Source organism: Limnospira sp. PMC 289.06 (assembly GCF_032350395.1).
In the GTDB taxonomy this organism is placed as follows: Bacteria; Cyanobacteriota; Cyanobacteriia; order Cyanobacteriales; family Microcoleaceae; genus Limnospira; species Limnospira platensis.
On the sequence record NZ_JARPLC010000009.1, the window covers coordinates 1 to 22,929 of the forward strand.

Sequence of the window (22,929 nt, forward strand, 5' to 3'; positions counted from 1 at the left end):
ATAGGTTTATTATTAGTAGGTGGAATAGGATTGACAACAAGAGGGATTATAAGTTGGAAATCACATCAGTCTAACAAGGCTTTGGAGGCAAGGATGGACGAGAAAATAGCCACTGTCACGGCTGAATCAAAATCTGCACAGGCATCAACAACAGACACCAATAACCAAGAGGCTTTGACGGACATTAGTGATGAAAATAAAGGACGTTTTGATAGAACAAATGAGGCAATAAAGGCAATGACTACTAATTTAACTCCTGACATAACTCAACTAGAAACTGAGGATAAAAATAGAATAGGTATTCGCGAGGATGTACATAATAATAAAGAGTATATAGTTTTATTTTGTGTCAGAAAAATATTAGGACTCGACCAAAACTTACAATATGGAGACATCGGTAAAGATAACGAAAGATGGCAAGAATTTAGTGACGCAATTAGGAAGTATCAGGAAGCCAAAGGAGCAAATACTCCTGATGGCGTGATTGATGAAGGTGGTCGAACACAAAAATGGTTGGAGGAAGATATCAGAAATCAATGCTTAAACCCCCCAGATGGAGGCTAAAATATGTTAATGATTTTACAGACAGGATGCCTGTGCTATGGGGTTCGATTGGTTAACGGAAACAGTATATTATGACACTCTCTGTTTATATGCCTGAGTCGCCATTTGATTTGGATAAAAATGAGATTAAAAAGGCGGTCAAAGCTATCATGAATGGCCGCATAAAGCCCGAACACATAAACAACTTGGAAATCGCTTTATTTTATCCCCAAATGGATGATAAATCTTGGCATCAGATTTTAGATGGTCGAGGAGCATCCAAAGCCTATCAAGACAAAATATACTCCGAAACGATGGTTATGCTGTTGACCTTAAAAGCCATACTCATACCGAAATTCTTGCCCGACTTTTTGATGTGGATGCAAACCGCCCCCAAACCGGATGACTGTTGGGAATCTTGCCACAAATTGCAGGCATCGATTCTCGCAGAGTACAAAAAGAACACCCCCAGCTTGCCATCTCTGACTCGAAATATTAATGACGGAATTTATAGTCTTCTCTCCCGCTTAATCACAACACCAAAATCATCCCCATTGGACAGCAAAATTAAACATAAACTCCGTGGTTTAGTGCATGACAAAGTTTATATCCCACAACTTGTTAAAGCGACTCAATCCTTACTCAATGAAAAGCAGGGTTTGTGGTCGCAATTTTACCGCGTGTATTTCGCCAACGACTTGGCAGATGCTCTCAGCCAAATACCAGATTTATGGCAACCAGGAATCATCACAGATTACTCGGAAGAAAAGGCAGAATTCTTAACACATTTACAGCCTTTTTGGAAAGATCCCCGCAAAACTGACAAGAAATATTTACCCTTAGCTCAATTGTTTGAAGAACTAAGTTTTTCACATGCCGCCATTTTTTATCAAATCTCAACGGGTAACGTTCCTCAAAATATATTTAACCAAGTATCTCCCAAAAGGGGTGTTAAAAAAGGTACGCTATTCGAGATGACGCTAATTCGCCAAAAAGGATGGAGCGACCATCTTGATTCGGCTTTAGATGCGGGGATTGATTTTGTCACAGAAAATTTAAGATTGATTAGAAGAGGGATGGTAATAGGTTTATTATTAGTAGGTGGAATAGGATTGACAACAAGAGGGATTATAAGTTTGATAGCAAATCAGTCTAACAAGGCTTTGGAGGCAATAAGGGACGAGAAAATAGCCACTGTCACGGCTGAATCAAAATCTCAACAAACATCAAAAACAGACACGAATAACCCAGAGACTTTGACGGACATTAGTGATGAAAATAAAGGACGTTTTCACAGAACAAATGAGGCAATAAAGGCAATGATTACTAATTTAACTCCTGACATATATCAACTAACACCAGAACAACTAACTACAATAGGTATTCGCGACAATGTACAGGATAATCAAATGTATATAGTTTTATTTTGTGTCAAAAGAAGATTAGAACTCGAACCAGAATTTCAATATGGAGAAATCGGTAAAGATAACGAAAGATGGCAAGAATTTAGTGACGCAATTAGGAAGTATCAGGAAGCCAAAGGAGCAAATACTCCTGATGGCGTGATTGATGAAGGTGGTCGAACACAAAAATGGTTGGAGGAAGATATCAGAAATCAATGCTTAAACCCCCCAGATGGAGGCTAAAATATGTTAATGATTTTACAGACAGGATGCCTGTGCTATGGGGTTCGATTGGTTAACGGAAACAGTATATTATGACACTCTCTGTTTATATGCCTGAGTCGCCATTTGATTTGGATAAAAATGAGATTAAAAAGGCGGTCAAAGCTATCATGAATGGCCGCATAAAGCCCGAACACATAAACAACTTGGAAATCGCTTTATTTTATCCCCAAATGGATGATAAATCTTGGCATCAGATTTTAGATGGTCGAGGAGCATCCAAAGCCTATCAAGACAAAATATACTCCGAACCGATGGTTAGGCTGTTGACCTTACAAGCCCTACTGATACCGAAATTCTTGCCCGACTTTTTGATTTGGATGCAAACGGCCCCCAAGCCGGATGACTGTTGGGAATCTTGCCACAAATTGCAGGCATCGATTCTCGCAGAGGACCAAAAGAACACCCCCAGCTTGCCATTTCTGCCTCGAAATATTAATGACGGAATTTATAGTCTTCTCTCCCGCTTAATCACAACACCAAAATCATCCCCATTGGACAGCAAAATTAAACATAAACTCCGTGGTTTAGTGCATGACAAAGTTTATATCCCACAACTTGTTAAAGCGACTCAATCCTTACTCAATGAAAAGCAGGGTTTGTGGTCGCAATTTTACCGCGTGTATTTCGCCAACGACTTGGCAGATGCTCTCAGCCAAATACCAGATTTATGGCAACCAGGAATCATCACAGATTACTCGGAAGAAAAGGCAGAATTCTTAACACATTTACAGCCTTTTTGGAAAGATCCCCGCAAAACTGACAAGAAATATTTACCCTTAGCTCAATTGTTTGAAGAACTAAATTTTCCACATTTCGCCACCATTTTTTATCAAATCTCAACGGGTAACGTTCCTCGAAATATATTTAGCCAAGTATCTCCCAGAAGCGGTGTTAAAAAAGGTATACTATTCAAGATGACGCTAATTCGCCAAAAAGGATGGGGCGACCATCTCCATTCGGCTTTAGATGCGGGGATTGATTTTGTCACAGAAAATTTAATATTGAGGATGGTAATAGGTTTATTATTAGTAGGTGGAATAGGATTGACAACAAGAGGGATTATAAGTTTGATAGCAAATCAGTCTAACAAGGCTTTGGAGGCAATAAGGGACGAGAAAATAGCCACTGTCACGGCTGAATCAAAATCTCAACAAACATCAAAAACAGACACGAATAACCCAGAGACTTTGACGGACATTAGTGATGAAAATAAAGAACGTTTTCACAGAACAAATGAGGCAATAAAGGCAATGACTACTAATTTAACTCCTGACATAACTCAACTAGAAACTGAGGATAAAAATAGAATAGGTATTCGCGAGGATGTACATAATAATAAAGAGTATATAGTTTTATTTTGTGTCAGAAAAATATTAGGACTCGACCAAAACTTACAATATGGAGACATCGGTAAAGATAACGAAAGATGGCAAGAATTTAGTGACGCAATTAGGAAGTATCAGGAAGCCAAAGGAGCAAATACTCCTGATGGCGTGATTGATGAAGGTGGTCGAACACAAAAATGGTTGGAGGAAGATATCAGAAATCAATGCTTAAACCCCCCAGATGGAGGCTAAAATATGTTAATGATTTTACAGACAGGATGCCTGTGCTATGGGGTTCGATTGGTTAACGGAAAGGGTGCATTATGAGACTCTATTTCTATATACTGGCTGGTCTAATATCTGCTTTGCTGGGGTGGAATATCGCCCAGGTGTTCCTCAGCGATTTCGGCTGGCTGCAAGGGTTTCCGGAAATTGTATTGTTTCCCTGCATGGCGATTTCCCTGGCAATTGGCAGCGTCACTAACGAGATTTTTATCAGTAACCCCACCCGTCCTAAACTGAGTGTGCGGATGCTGGGAGTTCCCCTGATGTTGGCGTTTATGGTGGGACTGATAGCTGGTGTAACAGCGGGGGGCATTTCCCAAATTCTGTTCGACCCTAGCCTGGGAATTTCTCCGGTGAGAATTCGGGTGTTTGGTTGGCTGGTGGTGGGAGGTTCTGTGGGTTTGGCTGAGGGGTTGAGTTGGCGACATCATAGCCTGGAGGCGGGAAACCCCAAACGCTTTTACCTGCGCCTATTTATGAGTATTTTGGCGGCGAGTATTGCCAGTCTCATCGCGGCGGGTATTTTTGAGCTGATGCGTTTGCTAGGGCTGATGCCAGCGGCTTTTAAACCCTACGAAGACCCGTTGGGGTTTGCGGTGTTGGGGTTGTGTTTGGGTGTGGCATTTTGCATCACGAATGCTTCCCCCAGTTACCTGCCGGCTTTGAGGGCGGGAAGCGGATTTGAGTACAAGGGATACGAGTACAAAGGTATTGATGTTTTGGATGAGAAAAACGAAGATGATTATCCGAAAATTAATCCCTCTAAGCTGCGATTTATTACTTATCGATCGCAGGACGAATTTGATGATAATGAAATTGAGGAGGGAATTTCAATCGAACTGCCAAGGCGGGGCATGATTCGGATCGGTTCTTCTGTGAAATCAGAAAACAAAGCGGATATTTATCTGCCCCATCTGCTCCCGTACCTGGCAAATATTAAAATAGAAGGAAACCGGGCTTTTTTAACGCCCCATAAGAAAGAATTCCTGAAAATTGCGATTAACGGAACCCGACTTAGCTCTCGACGTAAAGTTTCACTAAAACACAACTATGTTATTACATTCTATACCGAAAAATCCGAAAGTTTTAAAGTCCCGAAATTCTACCGGTTTGTATTTTATAATCGCTTTTTCGATCCGATGGCTTAGTGGTAGTGCGATCGCATTGATGATCGCGTCCCCAGTTTTCGGACAAACGGCGGAAATTGTGGGTCGTCCGAGGATAAACAATGACAATGTTACCCTGCGCCTGCAAGTCACCGATGGGAGAGATCGTCCGGTCATACAATTGCAGAAGTCGGATTTTCAGGTGATTACAGATGATGAACCTGTGGGCATAAAATCTTGGAAAAGTCCGCAAGAAAGCACCCCTCCTCCGGCTTGGATTGTGGTTTTAGTTGACTTGAGTGGGAGTATGAACGAACTAGATACGAGTGGAAAGCGAAGAATAGATGGTGCCCTGGACGCGACGCGACGATTTTTAGAACAAATTAGCGATCGCGGTGGTGATACGAAGGTGGCGATCGTTCCGTTTGGGGAAGGTGGCGCAAACTGTCCGGGTTTCGAGGTGACACAGCGGGGGATTAACTCCAAATTTTTCCCGGCGAATGATATCAAACAAACCAACTTTCTGGATTATCTGGCGGCGCAAACACTTTGTGCAGCTACGGATATTTACGGTCCGTTGTCAGAAGCGATCCGAGTCCTAGGAAATCGGCAAGATCCACGGTTTTACGTTCCGGAAGATTCGGGTAGACTGGAACCTCGGCTATCGGTGATTCTCCTCTCGGACGGCTTCCACAATCAACCGAACGAACAACAAGATTTCGATAATTTAATTACCTTACTGGAGAGAAATAATAACATCATTGTTCACACTCTCGGCTATGGCTTGACCCCCCAACAGGTGGGGCAAAAATATAACTTGGGACGAGCGGCAACTCGAGCTGATGCTGATAAAAATCCCAAATTGGCAACGGAGTTTGTGGATAAAGAACGTCTGCAGACTATTGCGGAAATAACAGGAGGAATTGCGGAATTTTCAGGAAACGCCAATGACATTGCCAGGAACTTGCAACTTTTCCTAGATTCCCTGTTGGGAGAATACGAGATTGTTTACCAGCAACCGAACGCGGAACGGGGAACGCAACACGAAGTTTTGGTAAAAGTGACGGTTAATGGCCAGGAAATCCAGACGGAACGGAGAACTTACACGATGACGGTTTTTGGGCGATCGCTTCCCCAGAAAACGCGCTTAATTATGACTGGCATCCTCTTATTGATGCTGATTTTGGGAGGGGTTATCCCTTTCTTGATCTGGAGCAATTCTATGAAAAGAGAGGCCGAGCATGATTTTTGATGATGGTTTCTATATTGTTACTTGACAATCTGAGGATAACTGTATAAAATGAGTATAATAACAAAAACAAATCAGACCGTGAAATGCTTTAAATATCGCTTAGTTTTTTTCCTGTTGAGCGGTGGGTTATTGGTGGGCTGCGAGGCTGTCTCGGAGGTGTTGCCAACGGAGGTATTAAACCATCTCCCTAAGGGTCTGACTAACTCCTTAGAATGTCCGGAGATGCCCAGTGGTTCTTTGTCGAATCCAGAGGCGATCGCCATAGATAGCCAAAACTTTGAACGAACGGGAATTGTGCGATCGGGTGAGGATACGGGTTTTGTGTTTTCGGGTGAAAAAGGCAAACTATTAAGTTATCGCTATAATGAGGGAGTTTGTGTTTGGATTTACGCGCCAGATAATAGTTTAGTATTGGGTAATGAATTACCTCTTAATGGGAGGTATACGGTTCATGTCGCCTCACTCGGAGGAACCAGAAATTTCGAGATAGAAATGAGTTTGTCGGCTCCGGTCGCAGCAATACCGACACCGCCACCAACACCGCCACCAACACCCGCACCAACACCCGCACCAACACCCGCACCAACACGCACAGCGACCCAGACAGCGACCCAGACAGCGACCCAGACAGCGACCCAGACACGCACATCAACGGCAAGACCAACACCCCAAAGAACTGCCAATGATACTGGTCGATCGCCTAGACCTCAGAGGCAAGAAACAGCGATCGCACCCTTTAGGCGATCGGATTTTCCGAAATCAAGTTGTGGCGATCGACTGCCAACTAATCGGGCAGACTATCCAGTTAGATTTTATCCGGTCAACGTTCCTGATAGTGAAAGTAACTTACAACGAACAAAAGCGATTTTTTGTGGAGATGCCTATCGAAAATATCGTCATGCCAATGGTGATTATCTGATTCAAGTTGCCTCATTTACCAGTCGTTCAAGGGCGGAGGCTTTTGCCCGAATGGTTAACGAAAAAGTCTCAGGAGCAAGTGTTGGAGCAGTGAGTGTAATCAATGAACCTTGATTGATACTGAATGAGTCGATAGCCCAGATCAACCCTATAAAATATATGTAAATCCGGGGATTCAATGCTATGATAATTAAGTTCAAGCTACTAATGCGGGTGATATCGATCCTATTTTTAGGGGGATTATGGGGCTGCGAAGCTGTCTCGGAGGTGTTGCCAACGGAGGTATTAAACCATCTCCCTAAGGGTCTGACTAACTCCTTAGAATGTCCGGAGATGCCCAGTGGTTCTTTGTCGAATCCAGAGGCGATCGCCATAGATAGCCAAAACTTTGAACGAACGGGAATTGTGCGATCGGGTGAGGATACGGGTTTTGTGTTTTCGGGTGAAAAAGGCAAACTATTAAGTTATCGCTATAATGAGGGAGTTTGTGTTTGGATTTACGCGCCAGATAATAGTTTAGTATTGGGTAATGAATTACCTCTTAATGGGAGGTATACGGTTCATGTCGCCTCACTCGGAGGAACCAGAAATTTCGAGATAGAAATGAGTTTGTCGGCTCCGGTCGCAGCAATACCGACACCACCACCAACACCGCCACCAACACCCGCACCAACACGCACAGCGACCCAGACAGCGACCCAGACAGCGACCCAGACAGCGACCCAGACAGCGACCCAGACAGCCACAGCGACATCAACTCAAACTCAAACTTCTAGGAATTCTCCCCAGATAGATTTGACCCAGGAGCAAGCGGTAACATTAGTGAATAGATGGTTGAGTTCTAAAGGGCGTATTTTTGCGGCTCCTTTCGATCTTCAGTTAGTTCGCCAATATACTTCGGGCCCTTTATATGAAAATATTACACAACCTAATGGTTCGATAGATTGGCTTCGCAAAAATAATTCGTATTACACCTATCGGGAATCAAAAGTGATCAATGTTGTTTCTTTTTCGGTTTCCGGCTCTCGTCCAGAATTAATCGTTACTGTCTACGAAGATCGAACATTCCACACACCAACGGGGATTGATTCGCGTCTATCTGGTGCGAGTCAAGGGAACTATCGATATTGGTTTGTCAAGGATAACGGACGGTGGAAAATTAATGACGGCAAAGCCGTCAATTGATAGCCCAATTAATGATAATCATAACCAATGATTTTTAAATTTAATTAAGTGCATTTTTACCATTAAAAAAACCATGATAATTCAGTTAAATAATATTACCAAAAAAATCAATAAACCGCTACTTTTTGGTTTATGTGGGGGAGCTGGATGTTTGCTGGGGGCGCTAATTTTCGGTGAAATATGGCTGTATCTAACTCGACAACCTCCGGGGTTTCTCACCAAGCCTCAAGCGGTGGTTATGCTGATAGACACATCTGGAAGTATGAGCGGATCAAAACTGCCGGAGGTGCAAAGGGCGGCATCGGAATTTGTGAGCCGACAAAACCTGAAACGCGATGATTTAGCTGTGGTGGAATTTTCCAGCCGGGCGAGTGTGGTGGCAGATTTTACCCGCGATGAAAGGGAACTACAACAGGCGATCGCTCGCCTTTCCGCCTGGGGAGGAACTAACCTCAGCGAAGGCTTCAACCTGGCAACTTCTGTCCTCCAAAATAGCGATCGCCCTGGCAATATTTTACTGTTTACTGACGGCGAACCCAACAATCGTCGGATGGCCGCATCCATCGCCCAACAAATCCGAGCCTCTGGAATTAATTTGGTCGCGGTGGGAACGGGAGACGCACCAGTTAACTACTTAACAGCTTTAACAGGTGATCCAGATTTGGTGTTTTATGCCAACTTTGGCGACCTTGACAGTGCCTTCCGGGGGGCAGAAAAAGCGATATATGGACAACAATTGGTCGAGTCGGATGAAAGCGGTAATTATGGCTTCTTTTTCGGTGTTTTTCGTATTGGTGTATGGACGGTATTTTTGGCGGTAGGAACTTCCCTCGCCTTGATTGTCGGACAAAATTACAACCTGCGTCGTCGCCTCCTCTCTTGGGAAGAAGGGAGTTTAGGAGCTGGGGGGGCTCTGATGGCTGGATTCATTGGGGGAGTTGTGGGTCAAGTGGTGTTTCTTCCCAGTGCTTACCTTCCGGTTTTGTCGGTGGTGGCTCGACTGACGGGGTGGACGGTACTGGGAACCCTTGTCGGTGGTGGAATGTCTCTATTTGTGCCTAACCTACCTCGGAAAAATGCGATGATAGCGGGGGCTGTGGGAGGTGTTTTTGGTTCTTTAAGTTTTCTGCTTTTGGAAGCGGTGACAGGGGTGATTTTAGCGCGTTTGGCAGGGGCGACAATTTTGGGATTTTGTATCGGGTTGGCGATCGCATTAAGTGAAAAATTATACAGTTCATTGTACAGTTCGGCGCTGCTGTGGGTTCACTGGAATAACCAAGAATGTACGATGGTTTCTCTGGGAGAAAAGCCCATCGAAATCGGCAGTTCCCGAAATGCTCATGTTTATTTGCCCAAAGATGCAGGATTTCCGGAACAATTCGCTCAAATTTTTATAGAAGATGGTCAAGTTATACTAGAATTTGACTCGTCTCTGTCACAGCATCCTAAATTTGGGAAAATGAAGCGATTTAAACAAGAACTAAATGATGGCGATCGCCGCCAGTTTGGAGATATTATATTGGAAGTTCAAGAACGGCTTTGAATGAGGTGATCTTTGATGAATTTTCTGTAAATGGTTCAATATACACTTTACCTGTTAAGCACCAGTCAACCCGACTCCCAGCCGGTATCCTATAATCTGAATATCAGTGAAAACGAGGAAAACAACCCGGAGAGTATTTTTAAGTCAAAATTGCGTGAAAAAATGCGATCGCAATTGCAACAACAAACCGCCTGTGCCATTAACAATGCTAACCTAGAAAAAATCATAAAGACATGGCTAGAAGATATCCGAGAAGGCTATCGAACCACATCTATAACGTTGGATTTACCCGCCCTAGAATTCGAGGAGATCCACCAAATACAAGATTCGGGCGATCGTCGAATTCCCGATTTATTCCCTCCCAATTTTTCGCAAATTGAACCCCAAGGCGGCGCTTTACCTCCCTTGGATTTTACCTAAATTTCACCAACCATGCTGAACGTTACTATCACGCCCCACTTAGAATTTCTCAATGCTGATAAAGCTGGACAAAAGCTATTTGTGATGCTGAAACTGCGACCTAATGCGGAGGTGTCCGCCAGTCGTCCCTCGACCACATTTAGCTTTGTGATCGATACCAGTGGCTCCATGTATGAAGTTTTGGAAGGGGAGGAGACTATACCCACAGGTAATAGTTATTTCCTGGATGGAAAGCAATATACACAAGTCACCGGGGGAAAAACTAAAATTGACCAGGTGATCGAATCCCTCGAACGTCTGGTCAGTTCCGGCCAAGCTGACTCCCGCGATCGCATTGCATTGGTCCGGTTTGATGACTCCGCGTCGGTCCTGCTTCCCCTGACTGCATCGACAGATACGGCATCTTTGAAAAATGCGATCGGTCAACTCCGAAATTTCAGCGGCGGCACTCGCATGGCTTTGGGAATGGAAGAGGCTTTAAACATCCTGAAAAACTGCGATCTCAGCAGTCGCCGTACTCTCATTTTCACCGACGGACAGACCTTTGATGAAAGCGATTGTCGAGACCTGGCGACACAATTCGCTGAGGCGGGAATCCCCATTACAGCTTTGGGAGTTGGCGAGTATAACGAGGATTTGTTACTGTATTTGAGCGATCGTACTGGGGGCCGAGTTTTTAATGTTGTGGAAACACAAACGCACACCGGAACCACGGATATTCCTATTTCCGAACTTCCTAATACAATTTTTGAGGAAGTTCAACAAGCTCAATCGGAAGTGATCAATAACCTCAAGTTAAATATTAGCACAGTCAAGGGTGTCAAATTAGCACGAATTAGTCGCGTCTATCCCGATAGTGCTGAAATTGCCCTGGATAAAAAGCCTTATTTAATTGGAAGTGCGATCGCCAATGATGACACTGTTTTTATGCTGGAATTTGACCTGGAAAGTCATAGCCAGGCAAAGGTTCGCATTGCCCAACTTGGTCTGACTTACGACATTCCGGGACAGCAACGGCGGGGCGAACTTCCACCCCAAAATCTGGTCCTTCAGTTTGTAGCCGGACACGGAGGAAGCGCCCAAACCAACCCGGAAGTCATGGGATATGTGCAGCAGCGAAATATCAGTGGAATTGTCGATCGCGCCGCCAACCTCGCTGATCAAAATCCCGAACAAGCGGCAGAATTGCTGGAAACCGCCCGACGATTAACCGTTAAAATTGGCAACGACGCAATGGTTGAATCTCTCAACCTCGGCATTGAAGAAGTCCGCAAAACTCGCAAACTTTCTTCTGGAACCCGCAAAACCGTCAAAATGGGAGCCAAAGGTAAAACTGTCAAAATGAGCAACGATTCCGAGTTGGGTCTTTCCGAAGACCAAATTCGCAATTTGACCGGATCATAAATGATTCCAACTCTCACTAAAATATTAGCCCTTTATTAGGAGATAAAATCATGTCTATTACTTGTCCAAGCTGTAGCTATGATAACCTGGATGATGCCGAATTCTGCGAGGTCTGTGGTACAGAATTGAACACTGCCACATCTGTGCCCGCCCCCTCTGATACCGTCAGTAATTCCAGCCCCGAACTTTTTCCCTTCACTCCCTTTGAGGAAGTCGATCTTTTCCCCAAAAACGAACCCCTCACTTTTCCTACGGCTACCACTGCGCGTCTGGTCGCCAAACAAGCTAACGCACCTCAACCTGAATTTCGTTTAGATGGTGTGGCACTGGTGGGAGTTTTTGACCCGGATATGGGGCCGGTGGATATCGATTTAGAAAACTTTGCCGGGGGAGAAACGGTATCGCGCCATCACGGAGAAATTTACCCGGAAGCGGGTAATTGGATGATTAAAGACTTGGGTTCAACTAATGGGATTTTCATTAAACCAAAGGGTCAAAGTCGCTTCGGAGCAAGGATTACTAGCCCAACTTGTCTTAATCCCGGTGATGAGGTGGCTTTTGGAAAAGTTCAGTTTGTGTGGGCAGATTCTGAGTTTTAATTGACTCAATTAGGAGATAAAAAACTGGGATTATCTCCTGTCTTATGGTTCAACTTATACGGATGATTAAATGGGCTCGTGATTTCAGAAAATACCTGTTTACAAATCGGAGATTTTGTGGTAAGAGTTGCCGCCAACCTGGGTCAACGCAACGATCGCATTCACTATTTTAAAGTAAGTCTGGAAAATGCAGATAGTGAACATCCTCAACTGGGACTTTTGCGAGTGGGTTCGGCAACGGGTTTGTTACAACAAGAGCTACAATTGCGGGAAACTTTGGCGGATTATAGTTTAGTTGCACCCCTACTCGCTAACATCACGGTTCCTGATCTGTCTGAAATTGTGCAAGAACCCTCGACAGAAGAAACCATCGAAGCTGACCATATCACCCCGGAATTAACTGCCCATCAAGACCACGAATTATCGACTTTATCGAGTCCTGATGAGTCTGTGGAAATCCCCGAAAATTCGGAGGATATAGAGCAGTTAACAAATGAAACAGAAACCGCCGAAGATACAGCAGAAAGCATAACCGAAAACCAAGAAAATCAGACCCCAGAAAATACGGCGGAAAATATCACGGATAATCAAGATTTATATGAAGGCTCTGATCCGGAGACAGATGAGGGAGAAAATTACCTGGAACCCGAATATTATCCTGAAGAAAATCTAGCGGGTGATGAAGGCGATCGCCTATTGGTATTGACCGAATTTCCCCATCCTGATCGGGTATTAAGTCAGTGGTTAAAAAATACTCCGAACACCCTGGAAGTTTTAAAAGCGATCACGCCAATTTGTCAATTATTTTGGTATTTCCATCAACGTCACTGGTGTGCGATCGACATCGACCCAGATTTGTTAGAAATCGGTCAACCCATTCGCTGTTTTGACCTAACTGGCGTTTACCCAGAAGACACCCCAATGAGTTCTGGAGTCATGGGAAATTACTGTGCCCCCGAACTAGCATCCCATCCTATTCCTAGTGAAAAAAGCAGCGTTTATACCATTGGTGCTGTACTGTATCATGGGTTGTATGGACGACATCCAGAAGGCGATATTCTGGATGTTAAAAATTGCTATATTCCCCATGTTTCACAACTGCTAACCACCTCATTATCTGTGGTTCCTGATGAGCGTTTTTCCTTGTCACAACTGCGGAGTTTAGTTATAGAAACTCGCAAAATCTTGAGGGGCGATCGCGTCAATTGGGAAATCGCCAGTGAATCTACCCTGGGACTGTCTCCCCGACGACTCCAAAATGAAGATAGCTACGGAATTGCTCAAATTAATCAAGGAGCATCTGACCAGGTGATTTTAGCAGCTTTGGCGGATGGTATGGGAGGAATGGCGGCGGGTGAGGTGGCCAGTCGTTTGGCGGTGAAAACGGTTATTGATGGATTTCGCCAGGAAGAAGAAAATATTTCAAAAAACAGCAGCCAGTGGTTAATTTCTATTGTTGATCGCGCTAACTCGGCGGTATCTGAGGCGGTAAATAATGGCGGAACTACGTTAAGTTTAGCCTTGATAGAGTCCCGAAAATTGGCGATCGCTCATGTGGGTGATAGTCGCATTTATCGGGTGAGTGACGGCAAAATTGAGCAGTTGAGTGAGGATCATTCTTTGGTGGCGCTGCTGGTCGCCAGCGGTCAAATTTCCGCTGAAGAAAGCCTCGAACATCCTGATCGCAATGTTTTGACTAAATCCTTGGGCTCGAAACCCAATCTTTCCCCGGGTTACGTGCAAACGAAAAGCGATATTCAATTGCAAGATGGCGATCTAATTTTGTTATGTTCCGATGGAGTCTGGGATTTAATTAGTAATGAGGAATTTATGGGAATTTTTAGCCCATCTCAACCATTGCAAACTGCTGTTAATGAAGCAATTAAGTTAGTGCTACAACGAGGCGCACCCGATAACGCGACTTTGTTGGCATTACGATGTAGTATTACTCCCATTGCTGTTAACTTTAATTGAGTTGAGTCATCATGAAAAACCTTAATTTAATTTACAGTAACTAATTATGAGTAACATTTGTCCATCATGTGCCTATGACAACAGCCCAGGCGATCGCTTATGCATCGTTTGCGGGGCTACTTTAACTCCCACTAGCACCACTACTACTCCCACTCACTCAGGACTGTATTTACCCACAGGTACATGGCTAAAACAGGGCAAATACCAAATCAAAAAATTTATCAGTCAAGGCGGTTTTGGGATTACATACAAAGGGATTTACTGCGCTAATTCTACTACTGTAGCCATCAAAGAATTGTGGCCAGAAAATGGATGCAGACAAGGCAAATCTGTACTCTGGCCATTCTCAATTACCCCGGTTGATCGAAACAAACAACTTCATCAGTTCAAATTAGAAGCTATTTATTTAAGTCGTTGTAAATCTCCTCATATTGCTAAAGTTTATGATTGCTTTGAAGAAAATTCAACTATTTATATGGTGATGGAGTTTATAGAGGGTTCAACTCTATCCAATCTGTTATTGAATAATCACCAACCCCTAGATGAGCCTCTAGTGATTAAGTATGCCAAAACCGTCGCGGAAGCACTCATAATTATTCACCAGCACAATTTATTGCATAGAGATATTAAGCCCGAAAATATTATGATTGGCAGTGGCGATCGTGTCGTTTTAATTGATTTTGGAACCACCCGAGAATTTATCGCTGGAAAAACCGGAGATATGACCGTAATTTTAAGCCGAGGATACGCCCCATTTGAGCAGTATTCTTGCCAAGCCAGACGCTATCCCTCCACTGATATTTATGCCCTGTGTGCTTCTATCTACGAATTATTAACAGGAAAATTACCCGCCGACTCAGCCGATCGCGCCCAAGCTATTTCTCATAACTTACCCGATCCTCTAGTTCCGCCCCGACAACTCAACCCTAATATTAGCCCCTACATTCAAAAGGTAATATTAACAGGGTTAAAATTTCGGGTAAATGAACGCATACAAACCGCCCAAGATTTTATCGATGCCCTGGATGGTAAACTGATTTCTCCCCTTCATCAAACCGCCAAAACTTTGGTTAAAAAAGGCAAGTTAACCGATGCTGTCACCGCCTATCAAAATTGTTTAACTCAAGAACAAGACAACGCCGAAGCCCTCATAGAATTGGCGATTATATTATTATATCATCATAGCGATCGCGCTGATAGTATTGCCAGAAAAGCCCAGAAAATTAAACCCCAAGACGGTCGAATTTATGGCATTTTGGGGTTAGTTAGCTGTCGTAGCCAGCAGTGGAAACAAGCGATTCAACAATTACAGCATGGCATTAAACTTAGTCCAAAACAAGCCTGGATGCACACTAACCTAGGTTGGGCATTGGGAAAAGAGGGAAACTGGCAAAAAGCGGATCAGACAATTCAACAAGCATTAAACCTAGATCCTAATTCTAGTTTTGCTCTGGGGGTTAAGGCTTGGATATCTTTCCATCTTCGCCAGTGGAAAATCGTAGTTCAGGCGGGAACCCAGGGAATTTTTAAATCTCAGCAGCAGCCCTCCTCGGTGGCGATCGCCCTAAAATCCTGGCTTTATCCGCTCACAATTGCGGCTTTAGAACGAGTGACAAGCAACAAGTCTGGTGACATAACACGGCGACTGCAAGCCTTCACTCAACAAGTCCCCAATAATGCCTTGGCTTTAGGATTTAAAGCATGGTATGAGTACCGTAAAAGTGATCATGTATCTTGTCGTCAAAGTCTCAAGTTAGCAAGTCAGTGTCAGGAAATACCCGATTGGGTGATGAAAAATGGAGGTTTAATTTATGAACATCTGGGAGATTTCCAAAAAGCTGCTGATTGGTATAATAAAATATATCAAAAACAACCCAAAGATGCTTGGATTTGTTATCGTTTAGGGACGGTATTAGCTGTGATTGGTCAGTGGCAGCAAGCCAACACTTATTTGGCAGAATCGGTTAAATGCGATCGCAATTTGGCGGCAGCTTATCGAAATCTGGGCTGGGTTTTGTTGAATTTGCGAACCACAGACGGTCAAGTTAAATCGCCCCGGGAGGTCTTAGCAGCCTATCGTCAGGCTGTGACACTGTACGATCGCCAAGACCCCCAGCAAGCCCAAGATTTGCGATCCAAGTTTCAGGCTATAAATTTGCCATTATAAGGGATGGAAGGGGGCCCTTCCAGCGATGGTTATACTGAATAGGGTTGAGTATTTCTGAACATCTGGAATTGAAGGGGCTCCCAAGTGGGGGCGATCGCCGCTGTAAATGGCTTCTACACTGACATTAGAGGTAATTGATAAATTAAATTTTTCTAAATTTGCGTAAATTTATCGGTTGCTGCTGATAGGTAGATAGATGATCTCCCTAGACGATGGCCATCTCTAAGGGAGGATAACTGAAATGGGAGGATAACCTTTAGAAAAATTTACAGTCAAAAGCTACATTTTTGTTTAATAATAAGGGAATAGTTTATGGTGTTTAATCATTAAGTTTAAAATAATAAAAATGCCTCACCGCAAGGGTTGTAGGTTCTATCAACCCACATTTTGTAGCAGCCTTTTTTGGGGCTTTCGCGTGGGGAGAGGCGAGCAGGCTGCCATACTGGCTAACCTGACTACGAAGATCATAATTTTAGCTAGTTTTAAGTGACATCAATACAGCGATATAAAATGATTAGGATTGACAATAATGACTCAACTAGACTCTACCTATTATCTCGTTTTAATAGAAACCTCTGGTAATCAGAGTTTCATATTTTCGACTAACAAACTCAAAGAAAATATTGGCGCGTCTGAGGTGACATATCGAGCGGGAACTCAATGGATTCTCGAAGCCGTTGCCAAAGTAAATCAGATGCAACCGTTGTCTGTTTGGACAAATTCTCAACGCTTACGGGAGATGCTCTGCGATGAGAAGAAAAATCCACCCATTGAAAAAAATGAGTGCCAAGCCGAAATTATCATCGCCACTTCAGGAAAAGCTCTGATATTAACTAAAGACGCAGATAAAGCACGGGAAATTATCAGCAGCATCACGAAAAAAGCACTGATAGAAGCACCAGGTTTAGATATTGCCGGTGTGTTTGTCCCGGTTGATAATTGGCAAGCAAAAAACAGTCTCGCTGAAGCAATTCGCGCAGTTCACAAATGTTTTGAAAAAACGCGATCGCGCCGTCCGTCTCCAGAATCTCGCTTTCTTCGGCTTCCGATTATAGCCGACTGTGCAGTGAGTGGTTTGCCGGCTTCAAAACTTGATAAAAACCCCGAAAACCAGCTCATTCCTATTTCTAAGGTGAGTGATGTCAAACGGAAAGCCTCTACAAAAGCAATCGAGCGTTTGCAAAACCTGGATTCACGGCTCATGGGAGACATCAACAAACTAGAAAAGCTGTTCGAGCGGGAAGAAACATCTTGGTTGGCGATCGTTCATGCCGATGGTAATGGATTGGGACAAATTTTCTTGAATTTTGAAGATTATATCGGCAACGATAAAAGCAATCGCGCTTATATTCACAAGTATCGAAATTTTTCCCTCGAACTTGATGAATGTACCGAAGCAGCTTTTAAACAGGCAATCGAGGTGCTGCCCTCCAAAAACGGAAACTTGCCTCTCGTGCCATTAATTGTGGGTGGCGACGATTTGACGGTGGTGTGTGATGGCCATCACGCCCTCGAATTTACGCGAGTTTTTTTACAAGAATTTGAAAAGCAAACTCAAGCAAAATCACACATCGCTCAAGTGGCTCAAACTGCTTTTCAGGTGAATCGCCTTTCTGCCTGTGCGGGAATTTCGATTGTCAAGCGACATTTTCCCTTCTCGGTTGCTTATGAACTGGCCGATAGCCTTATTAAATCCGCAAAAGATGTGAAACACAAAGTCACCAAACCGAACTCGAATAGTCAAACGCCATTTCCATGTTCGGCGATTGATTTCCACATTCTTTATGACACCAGCGGTATCGAGTTCGACAGCATTCGCAAGAACCTTAAATCTGCTTCAAATACCCTGCTCTATAATCGCCCCTATATTGTTAGTGACATGGATGACCTTCAGTCAGCAGAGGGTTATGATTGGGCGAAACAGCATGAGTGGGAACGGTTGAAAAATCGTGTTGATTCACTCAATCGCAAAGATCCAGAAAACAGCGATCGCCCCCCTATTTCTAGCAGTCAAAGCCATGCTATCCGTACCGCTTTGTTTATTGGTAAAGATGAAGCAGACGCTCAATATGCGCTAATCCGACAGCGATATAACCTCGATGATTTTGCTGAGAGTGAGGACAATAAATCGCTTTTCTACGAGAGCCAAGATAAGCAGGGAAATCGCCCGATTTACATCACGTCGTTTCTCGATGCTCTCGATGCCAAAGACTTTTTGAAAAACGAGCAAACCAATCCCTCGGAACAGTAAAATGGAGAATTTTCAATGAGTAACGTAATCCCAACTTTACCCCAAAACTTGATTTTGACCATCACGATGAAAAGTGATTGGCACGTTGGCTCCGGCTCCGGCCGAGGTGAAATTGATAGCATCGTGCAACGGGATGCCGATGGTTTACCCTACATTCCCGCGAAAACATTGACGGGTATTTTGCGCGATGGCTGCGAACAAGTTGCCCAGGCGTTAGATGGCGATTTGTCTGGAAAGTGGAACGACTGGGTTAACTTTCTATTTGGCGATCAGCCTGCTTTGGCTAAAGGAGTAATAGAAGAGGAACCTCGTCCCGCATCTCTCTCGATTCGATCGGCACATCTCGATCGCACATTAAGAGATGCTTTGGGGGAAAAACCCAAACTGCAACAGGCGATCGCATTTATCAAACCTGGCGTTTCCATTGATGCCAAAACGGGTTCGGCAAAACCGGACTGTCTCCGCTTTGAAGAAGTGGTTCGCATGGATGCCCTGTTAACCGCAGAGTTTGAACTCAATTTTTCGGAAACGACATCCATAACAGACACAGAACTGCAAAGGGTTCAACAAGTTTGTTATGCTCTGCTTATAGCGGGGGCAAAAATGGTCGATCGCTTGGGAGGAAAACGCCGCCGAGGAGTCGGGAGCTGTGAAATTAAAGTTGATGAAAAAGAAAAAGATTGGCTGGAGTGGTTTCAGAAAAATCATGCCGGTATACAGGACTGTCCTGATGTTAAACCTGACAAGTTGCCGAGTTCTACAGCAACAACCAACTTGCAACAGACGGAGATTTGGTATAAAGTTCCCCTCAAAATCAAAACGCGATCGCCCCTAGTTTTACCCGCTCGAACTGTTGGAAACGTGGTCGAATGTCTCGATTATATTCCCGGTCGGTATCTGTTGCGATACCTGCACAAAAAACTCGGGGACACACTCGATGTCAGTCAGGCGATCGCTCAAAACCATCTCGTTATTACCAATGCCACCATTGAAATTGATAAGGTGGCGGGCCGTCCAACACCATTTTGTTTGTTTGGAAAAAAGGTCGATGGTGGCCTGGGTAAAGGTAAAAAAGTTTACAACCGTTTTCAAGAATCCGAACCCAATGACACTCAATTAAAAGGCGAACGGGGGGGTTATATCGGTCAATTGAATAATTCCGAATTACCGAAATACCAAAAAATTGATTTCGAGTTGTACACCCACAACACCATCAAGGATGAAGTTCAACGTCCGACTCGCGAGGTGGGTGGCATTTACAGTTACGAAGCGATTCCCGCCGGACTCACATTTCGAGCCGAGTTGAGGATTCCCGATAGTGTCCAAAAACATCTCGCTGGAAAAGATAAGAACTGGTTCCAGAAATTAGCCGGAAACACTCGGATTGGACAATCTAAAAAAGACCAATATGGCGCGATAAATATTGAGGTTGAGTCTCCAGAACAAATCACAAAACAGGCAGGAAGTGATTCAAGCCTTTATGTATGGTTTGTTTCTGATATTTTGATGCGTGGAAAACGACTAAATCCAACCGTCGATCCTGATGATTTCAAAAATGCCTTGGCTGGTGAGTTGGGATTAAAACCAGAAGACCTAAAAGAACGTGAAATTGATGGTTTATTATCAATGATGCTGCGTCAGCGTCGGACGGAATCTTGGCAGGTTCGCTGGGGTTTACCTCGTCCCTCGATGGTGGGTTGGCAAGCTGGAAGTTGTATCGTTTATGATGTGAAAGAAGGCGCGATCGCTCCCCAAAAACTCGCCGAATTAGAAGCAAAAGGAATAGGCGATCGCCGAGCGGAAGGGTACGGACAAATTCTGTTTAATGACCCGCTTTTGAATAGAAAACTGTCGGATTTGAAGCGCAAGAATAAAGCATCCCAAGATACCAAAAATAATTCAGTCATTTTGTCTAAGTCCTCCAATTCTGGTAACAACAAGAAAGTTTCTAATGCAGTTTTTGATTATGCTCGGATGATTGAAACAGCGGCATGGCGAGAAGCGATTCAAAACAAAGCTGTCGCCATTGCTGCGGAGGCTAATAAACGGCAAGAAATCCTCGGAATTAGCATTTCTGACGAAGACAGTCAGCCCCCAATGAGTCAATTAGGAGGATTGCGATCGGTGATGGGGAAATTGACGGATCAAAACAAGTCAAATTCCGTTAATCAGTGGATTCAGGCAATTCAAAAAGTCGAAAACCGAAAAGAAAAATGGCCAGGAAAGAGCCTTGATGATATCAAAAATCTTGTTACAGATTTCAATAAAATCTGGCAAATATTGGATGTTGATGAATTATCGAAAGGCTTAACGATCACCGAAAATGGGAAAACTAAACTGCAAGCAGACTTATGGGCTGAAGCGGTTAGGACTTTGGTGGATGCCATGATTCGCAGCCACAAACGTGACCTAGAAAAAGTACAATCTAAGGGGATGGAATAAACCATGGCACGAAAAATTAAAATACGCTGGAAAATTAGTGGCACATTAATAGCAAAAACCCCCATCCATGTGGGTGGTGTAGGGGGTGATGCGGATACTGATTTAGCCTTAGCGGTTAACGGTCGCGGCAACTATTACATTCCGGGGACGAGTTTAGCGGGAGCCTTTCGGGGATGGATGGATAGCTTACTCGGCGACGAGAATAAAGGACAAATCAAAGACATTTGGGGCGACCACGAAAGCGACAAACACGGCGCGAGTTTCATTATCATTGACGATGCTGAAATTACGGGAAACAAGACTGTCGAAATCCGCGAAGGGGTGGGAATCGATCGCCAAACGGGAACGGCAGCCGATCGCTTTAAATACAGCCGCGCTATTTTGCCGAAAGGGGTCAAAGTTCCGCTCAATATTACATTCGATGCTCAGAGTGATGAAGCTCCCGCCGAACTCTGGCAACTACTGCAAGCACTGGAGCTGGGCGACATCCGCATTGGTGCGGCGAAAACACGGGGACTCGGACGAGTTCAACTGCACAACCTGAAGATTGAAAAACAATCTCTCAACAATGCAGAGGGTCTGTTTGTTGCCTTGATTGAGGGGGGAGAAGTCCAAAATTGGCAAGAAATAAAAGCTCAATATGAATATCAATCTCCGTCTAAGTTAAACGTTGAAATTGCCTGGAAACCTCGCGATCCGGTGATGGTGAAAGCGGAAGGTGATGGGATTGCGATCGATATGCTTCCCCTGGTGAGTCAGGTGGATTCCGGCGTGCGATTCGTGATTCCTGGCAGTTCTATTAAGGGGGTACTTCGCGCCCACGCCGAACGCATTGTGCGGACCGTTTGTCAAGTCGATATTTCTAAAAAAGACCTGAAGTTTGACAAACAGTTACAAGTTCCTTTGGTCGATGTTTTGTTTGGTTCGGCTGAAAAAAATTCGGCGACATCTAACAATGGAAAGGCGACATCTAACGGACAGATCGGGATACTTTCGATTGATGATTGTTATGCCACGATGCCGATGTCGGTAACAGCTTGGTCAAATGTAGAAAATGCGACGGATATGACGAAGGATTTAAAAGAACCACTTAAACAGGCGATCGGAGGTAAAGACAATCCCTATAAAAAGCTCCAACCTGCTATGCACGTTGCGGTCGATCGCTGGACGGGAGGCGCAGCGGACGGGATGCTTTACAGTGTTTTGGAACCGATTGGCGTGGAGTGGGAGGCGATCGGTTTGCAGGTGGATTTGGCGCGATTAAATAAGTATCACAAAGATTTGGTTAAACCGGCGATCGCACTGTTGCTTTTTGTGTTGCGCGATTTTGCCGATCGCAAGATTCCCATTGGTTACGGCACAAATCGCGGTATGGGAACTGTAGCAGTGACGGACATGAAATTAAACGCGAGTGGCGACATTAATAATTTACCAGGTTTAAAGGGAGAAATTTCAATGAAATCTGATTCGTCAAATTTTGATATATCCAATCTTGATGATGAATTACTGCTAGAGTTAACCGTAGCTTGGCAAGAATGGATAAAAACCAACTAACTTTTGTAGGTTGGGTTGAGGTAACGAAACCCAACATCTGACTTTCATATATATAAAAGGAGAGAGAATGACCCAAACAGAAACAACGATATTACACAGTTACAGCAGCAGTCAACCGATGAGGCTGGATCAAGCTGTTGAATCTTGCCAAAACTGTCTCGAAGGTGCGATCGCACTAACTTTTGTAGGTTGGGTTGAGGTAACGAAACCCAACATCTGACTTTGATGGGTGGAATTGAGATAACGAAACCCAACATCTGTTTTTGAGTTTTT

The 22,929-nt window shown here is 44.1% G+C and carries 16 protein-coding genes and 1 pseudogene; all 17 read left to right on the plus strand.

The features are described from left to right. A pseudogene (locus tag P5674_RS03640) lies at positions 1-564 on the plus strand (hypothetical protein); the annotation flags it as partial. Between the two features lie 71 nt (positions 565-635). Then, on the plus strand, positions 636-2,189 hold the full coding sequence (locus P5674_RS03645; protein ID WP_315669798.1) for a hypothetical protein: 1,554 nt from the start codon (positions 636-638) through the stop codon (positions 2,187-2,189). 71 nt (positions 2,190-2,260) lie between these two features. After that, positions 2,261-3,808: a hypothetical protein gene (locus P5674_RS03650; protein ID WP_315669799.1), complete on the plus strand. Its 1,548-nt coding sequence runs from the start codon at positions 2,261-2,263 to the stop codon at positions 3,806-3,808. Positions 3,809-3,879: 71 nt separating this feature from the next. After that, positions 3,880-4,989, plus strand: a complete 1,110-nt coding sequence (locus tag P5674_RS03655; RefSeq protein WP_062945815.1) for a hypothetical protein — start codon at positions 3,880-3,882, stop codon at positions 4,987-4,989. A gap of 19 nt (positions 4,990-5,008) precedes the next feature. Further along, on the plus strand, positions 5,009-6,199 hold the full coding sequence (locus tag P5674_RS03660; protein ID WP_434475119.1) for a VWA domain-containing protein: 1,191 nt from the start codon (positions 5,009-5,011) through the stop codon (positions 6,197-6,199). A 48-nt stretch (positions 6,200-6,247) separates the two neighbouring features. Further along, the gene (locus P5674_RS03665; RefSeq protein ID WP_014275909.1) at positions 6,248-7,231 is read left to right on the plus strand and encodes a hypothetical protein; all 984 of its coding nucleotides are present in this window, start codon (positions 6,248-6,250) and stop codon (positions 7,229-7,231) included. A gap of 69 nt (positions 7,232-7,300) precedes the next feature. Further along, positions 7,301-8,302 (plus strand): ARC6/PARC6 family protein, encoded by a 1,002-nt coding sequence (locus P5674_RS03670; protein WP_315669801.1) that lies wholly within the window; start codon positions 7,301-7,303, stop codon positions 8,300-8,302. Between the two features lie 73 nt (positions 8,303-8,375). Beyond that, complete coding sequence (locus tag P5674_RS03675; RefSeq protein ID WP_315669802.1) at positions 8,376-9,845, plus strand: vWA domain-containing protein; 1,470 nt, start codon at positions 8,376-8,378, stop codon at positions 9,843-9,845. Positions 9,846-9,875: 30 nt separating this feature from the next. Further along, positions 9,876-10,265, plus strand: coding sequence for a hypothetical protein (locus P5674_RS03680; protein WP_014275907.1), 390 nt, complete (start codon positions 9,876-9,878; stop codon positions 10,263-10,265). Positions 10,266-10,277: 12 nt separating this feature from the next. Further along, positions 10,278-11,669 (plus strand): vWA domain-containing protein, encoded by a 1,392-nt coding sequence (locus tag P5674_RS03685; protein ID WP_006619016.1) that lies wholly within the window; start codon positions 10,278-10,280, stop codon positions 11,667-11,669. A 50-nt stretch (positions 11,670-11,719) separates the two neighbouring features. After that, positions 11,720-12,268, plus strand: a complete 549-nt coding sequence (locus P5674_RS03690) for an FHA domain-containing protein (RefSeq protein WP_006619017.1) — start codon at positions 11,720-11,722, stop codon at positions 12,266-12,268. Positions 12,269-12,346: 78 nt separating this feature from the next. Next, positions 12,347-14,242 carry a protein phosphatase 2C domain-containing protein gene (locus P5674_RS03695; RefSeq protein ID WP_315669803.1) on the plus strand — a complete coding sequence of 632 codons (1,896 nt, stop codon included), beginning with the start codon at positions 12,347-12,349 and terminating at the stop codon, positions 14,240-14,242. Between the two features lie 46 nt (positions 14,243-14,288). After that, positions 14,289-16,409, plus strand: coding sequence for a protein kinase domain-containing protein (locus P5674_RS03700; RefSeq protein WP_315669804.1), 2,121 nt, complete (start codon positions 14,289-14,291; stop codon positions 16,407-16,409). A gap of 529 nt (positions 16,410-16,938) precedes the next feature. After that, entirely contained in the window at positions 16,939-18,660 is a 1,722-nt protein-coding gene (locus tag P5674_RS03705; RefSeq protein ID WP_006616730.1) for a Cas10/Cmr2 second palm domain-containing protein, read from the plus strand. Positions 18,661-18,675: 15 nt separating this feature from the next. Next, on the plus strand, positions 18,676-21,102 hold the full coding sequence (locus tag P5674_RS03710) for an RAMP superfamily CRISPR-associated protein (RefSeq protein ID WP_006616731.1): 2,427 nt from the start codon (positions 18,676-18,678) through the stop codon (positions 21,100-21,102). Between the two features lie 3 nt (positions 21,103-21,105). Next, entirely contained in the window at positions 21,106-22,656 is a 1,551-nt protein-coding gene (locus P5674_RS03715; RefSeq protein WP_006616732.1) for an RAMP superfamily CRISPR-associated protein, read from the plus strand. A 67-nt stretch (positions 22,657-22,723) separates the two neighbouring features. Continuing rightward, positions 22,724-22,876 (plus strand): hypothetical protein, encoded by a 153-nt coding sequence (locus P5674_RS03720; RefSeq protein ID WP_231851941.1) that lies wholly within the window; start codon positions 22,724-22,726, stop codon positions 22,874-22,876. The last annotated feature ends 53 nt before the right edge of the window (positions 22,877-22,929 follow it).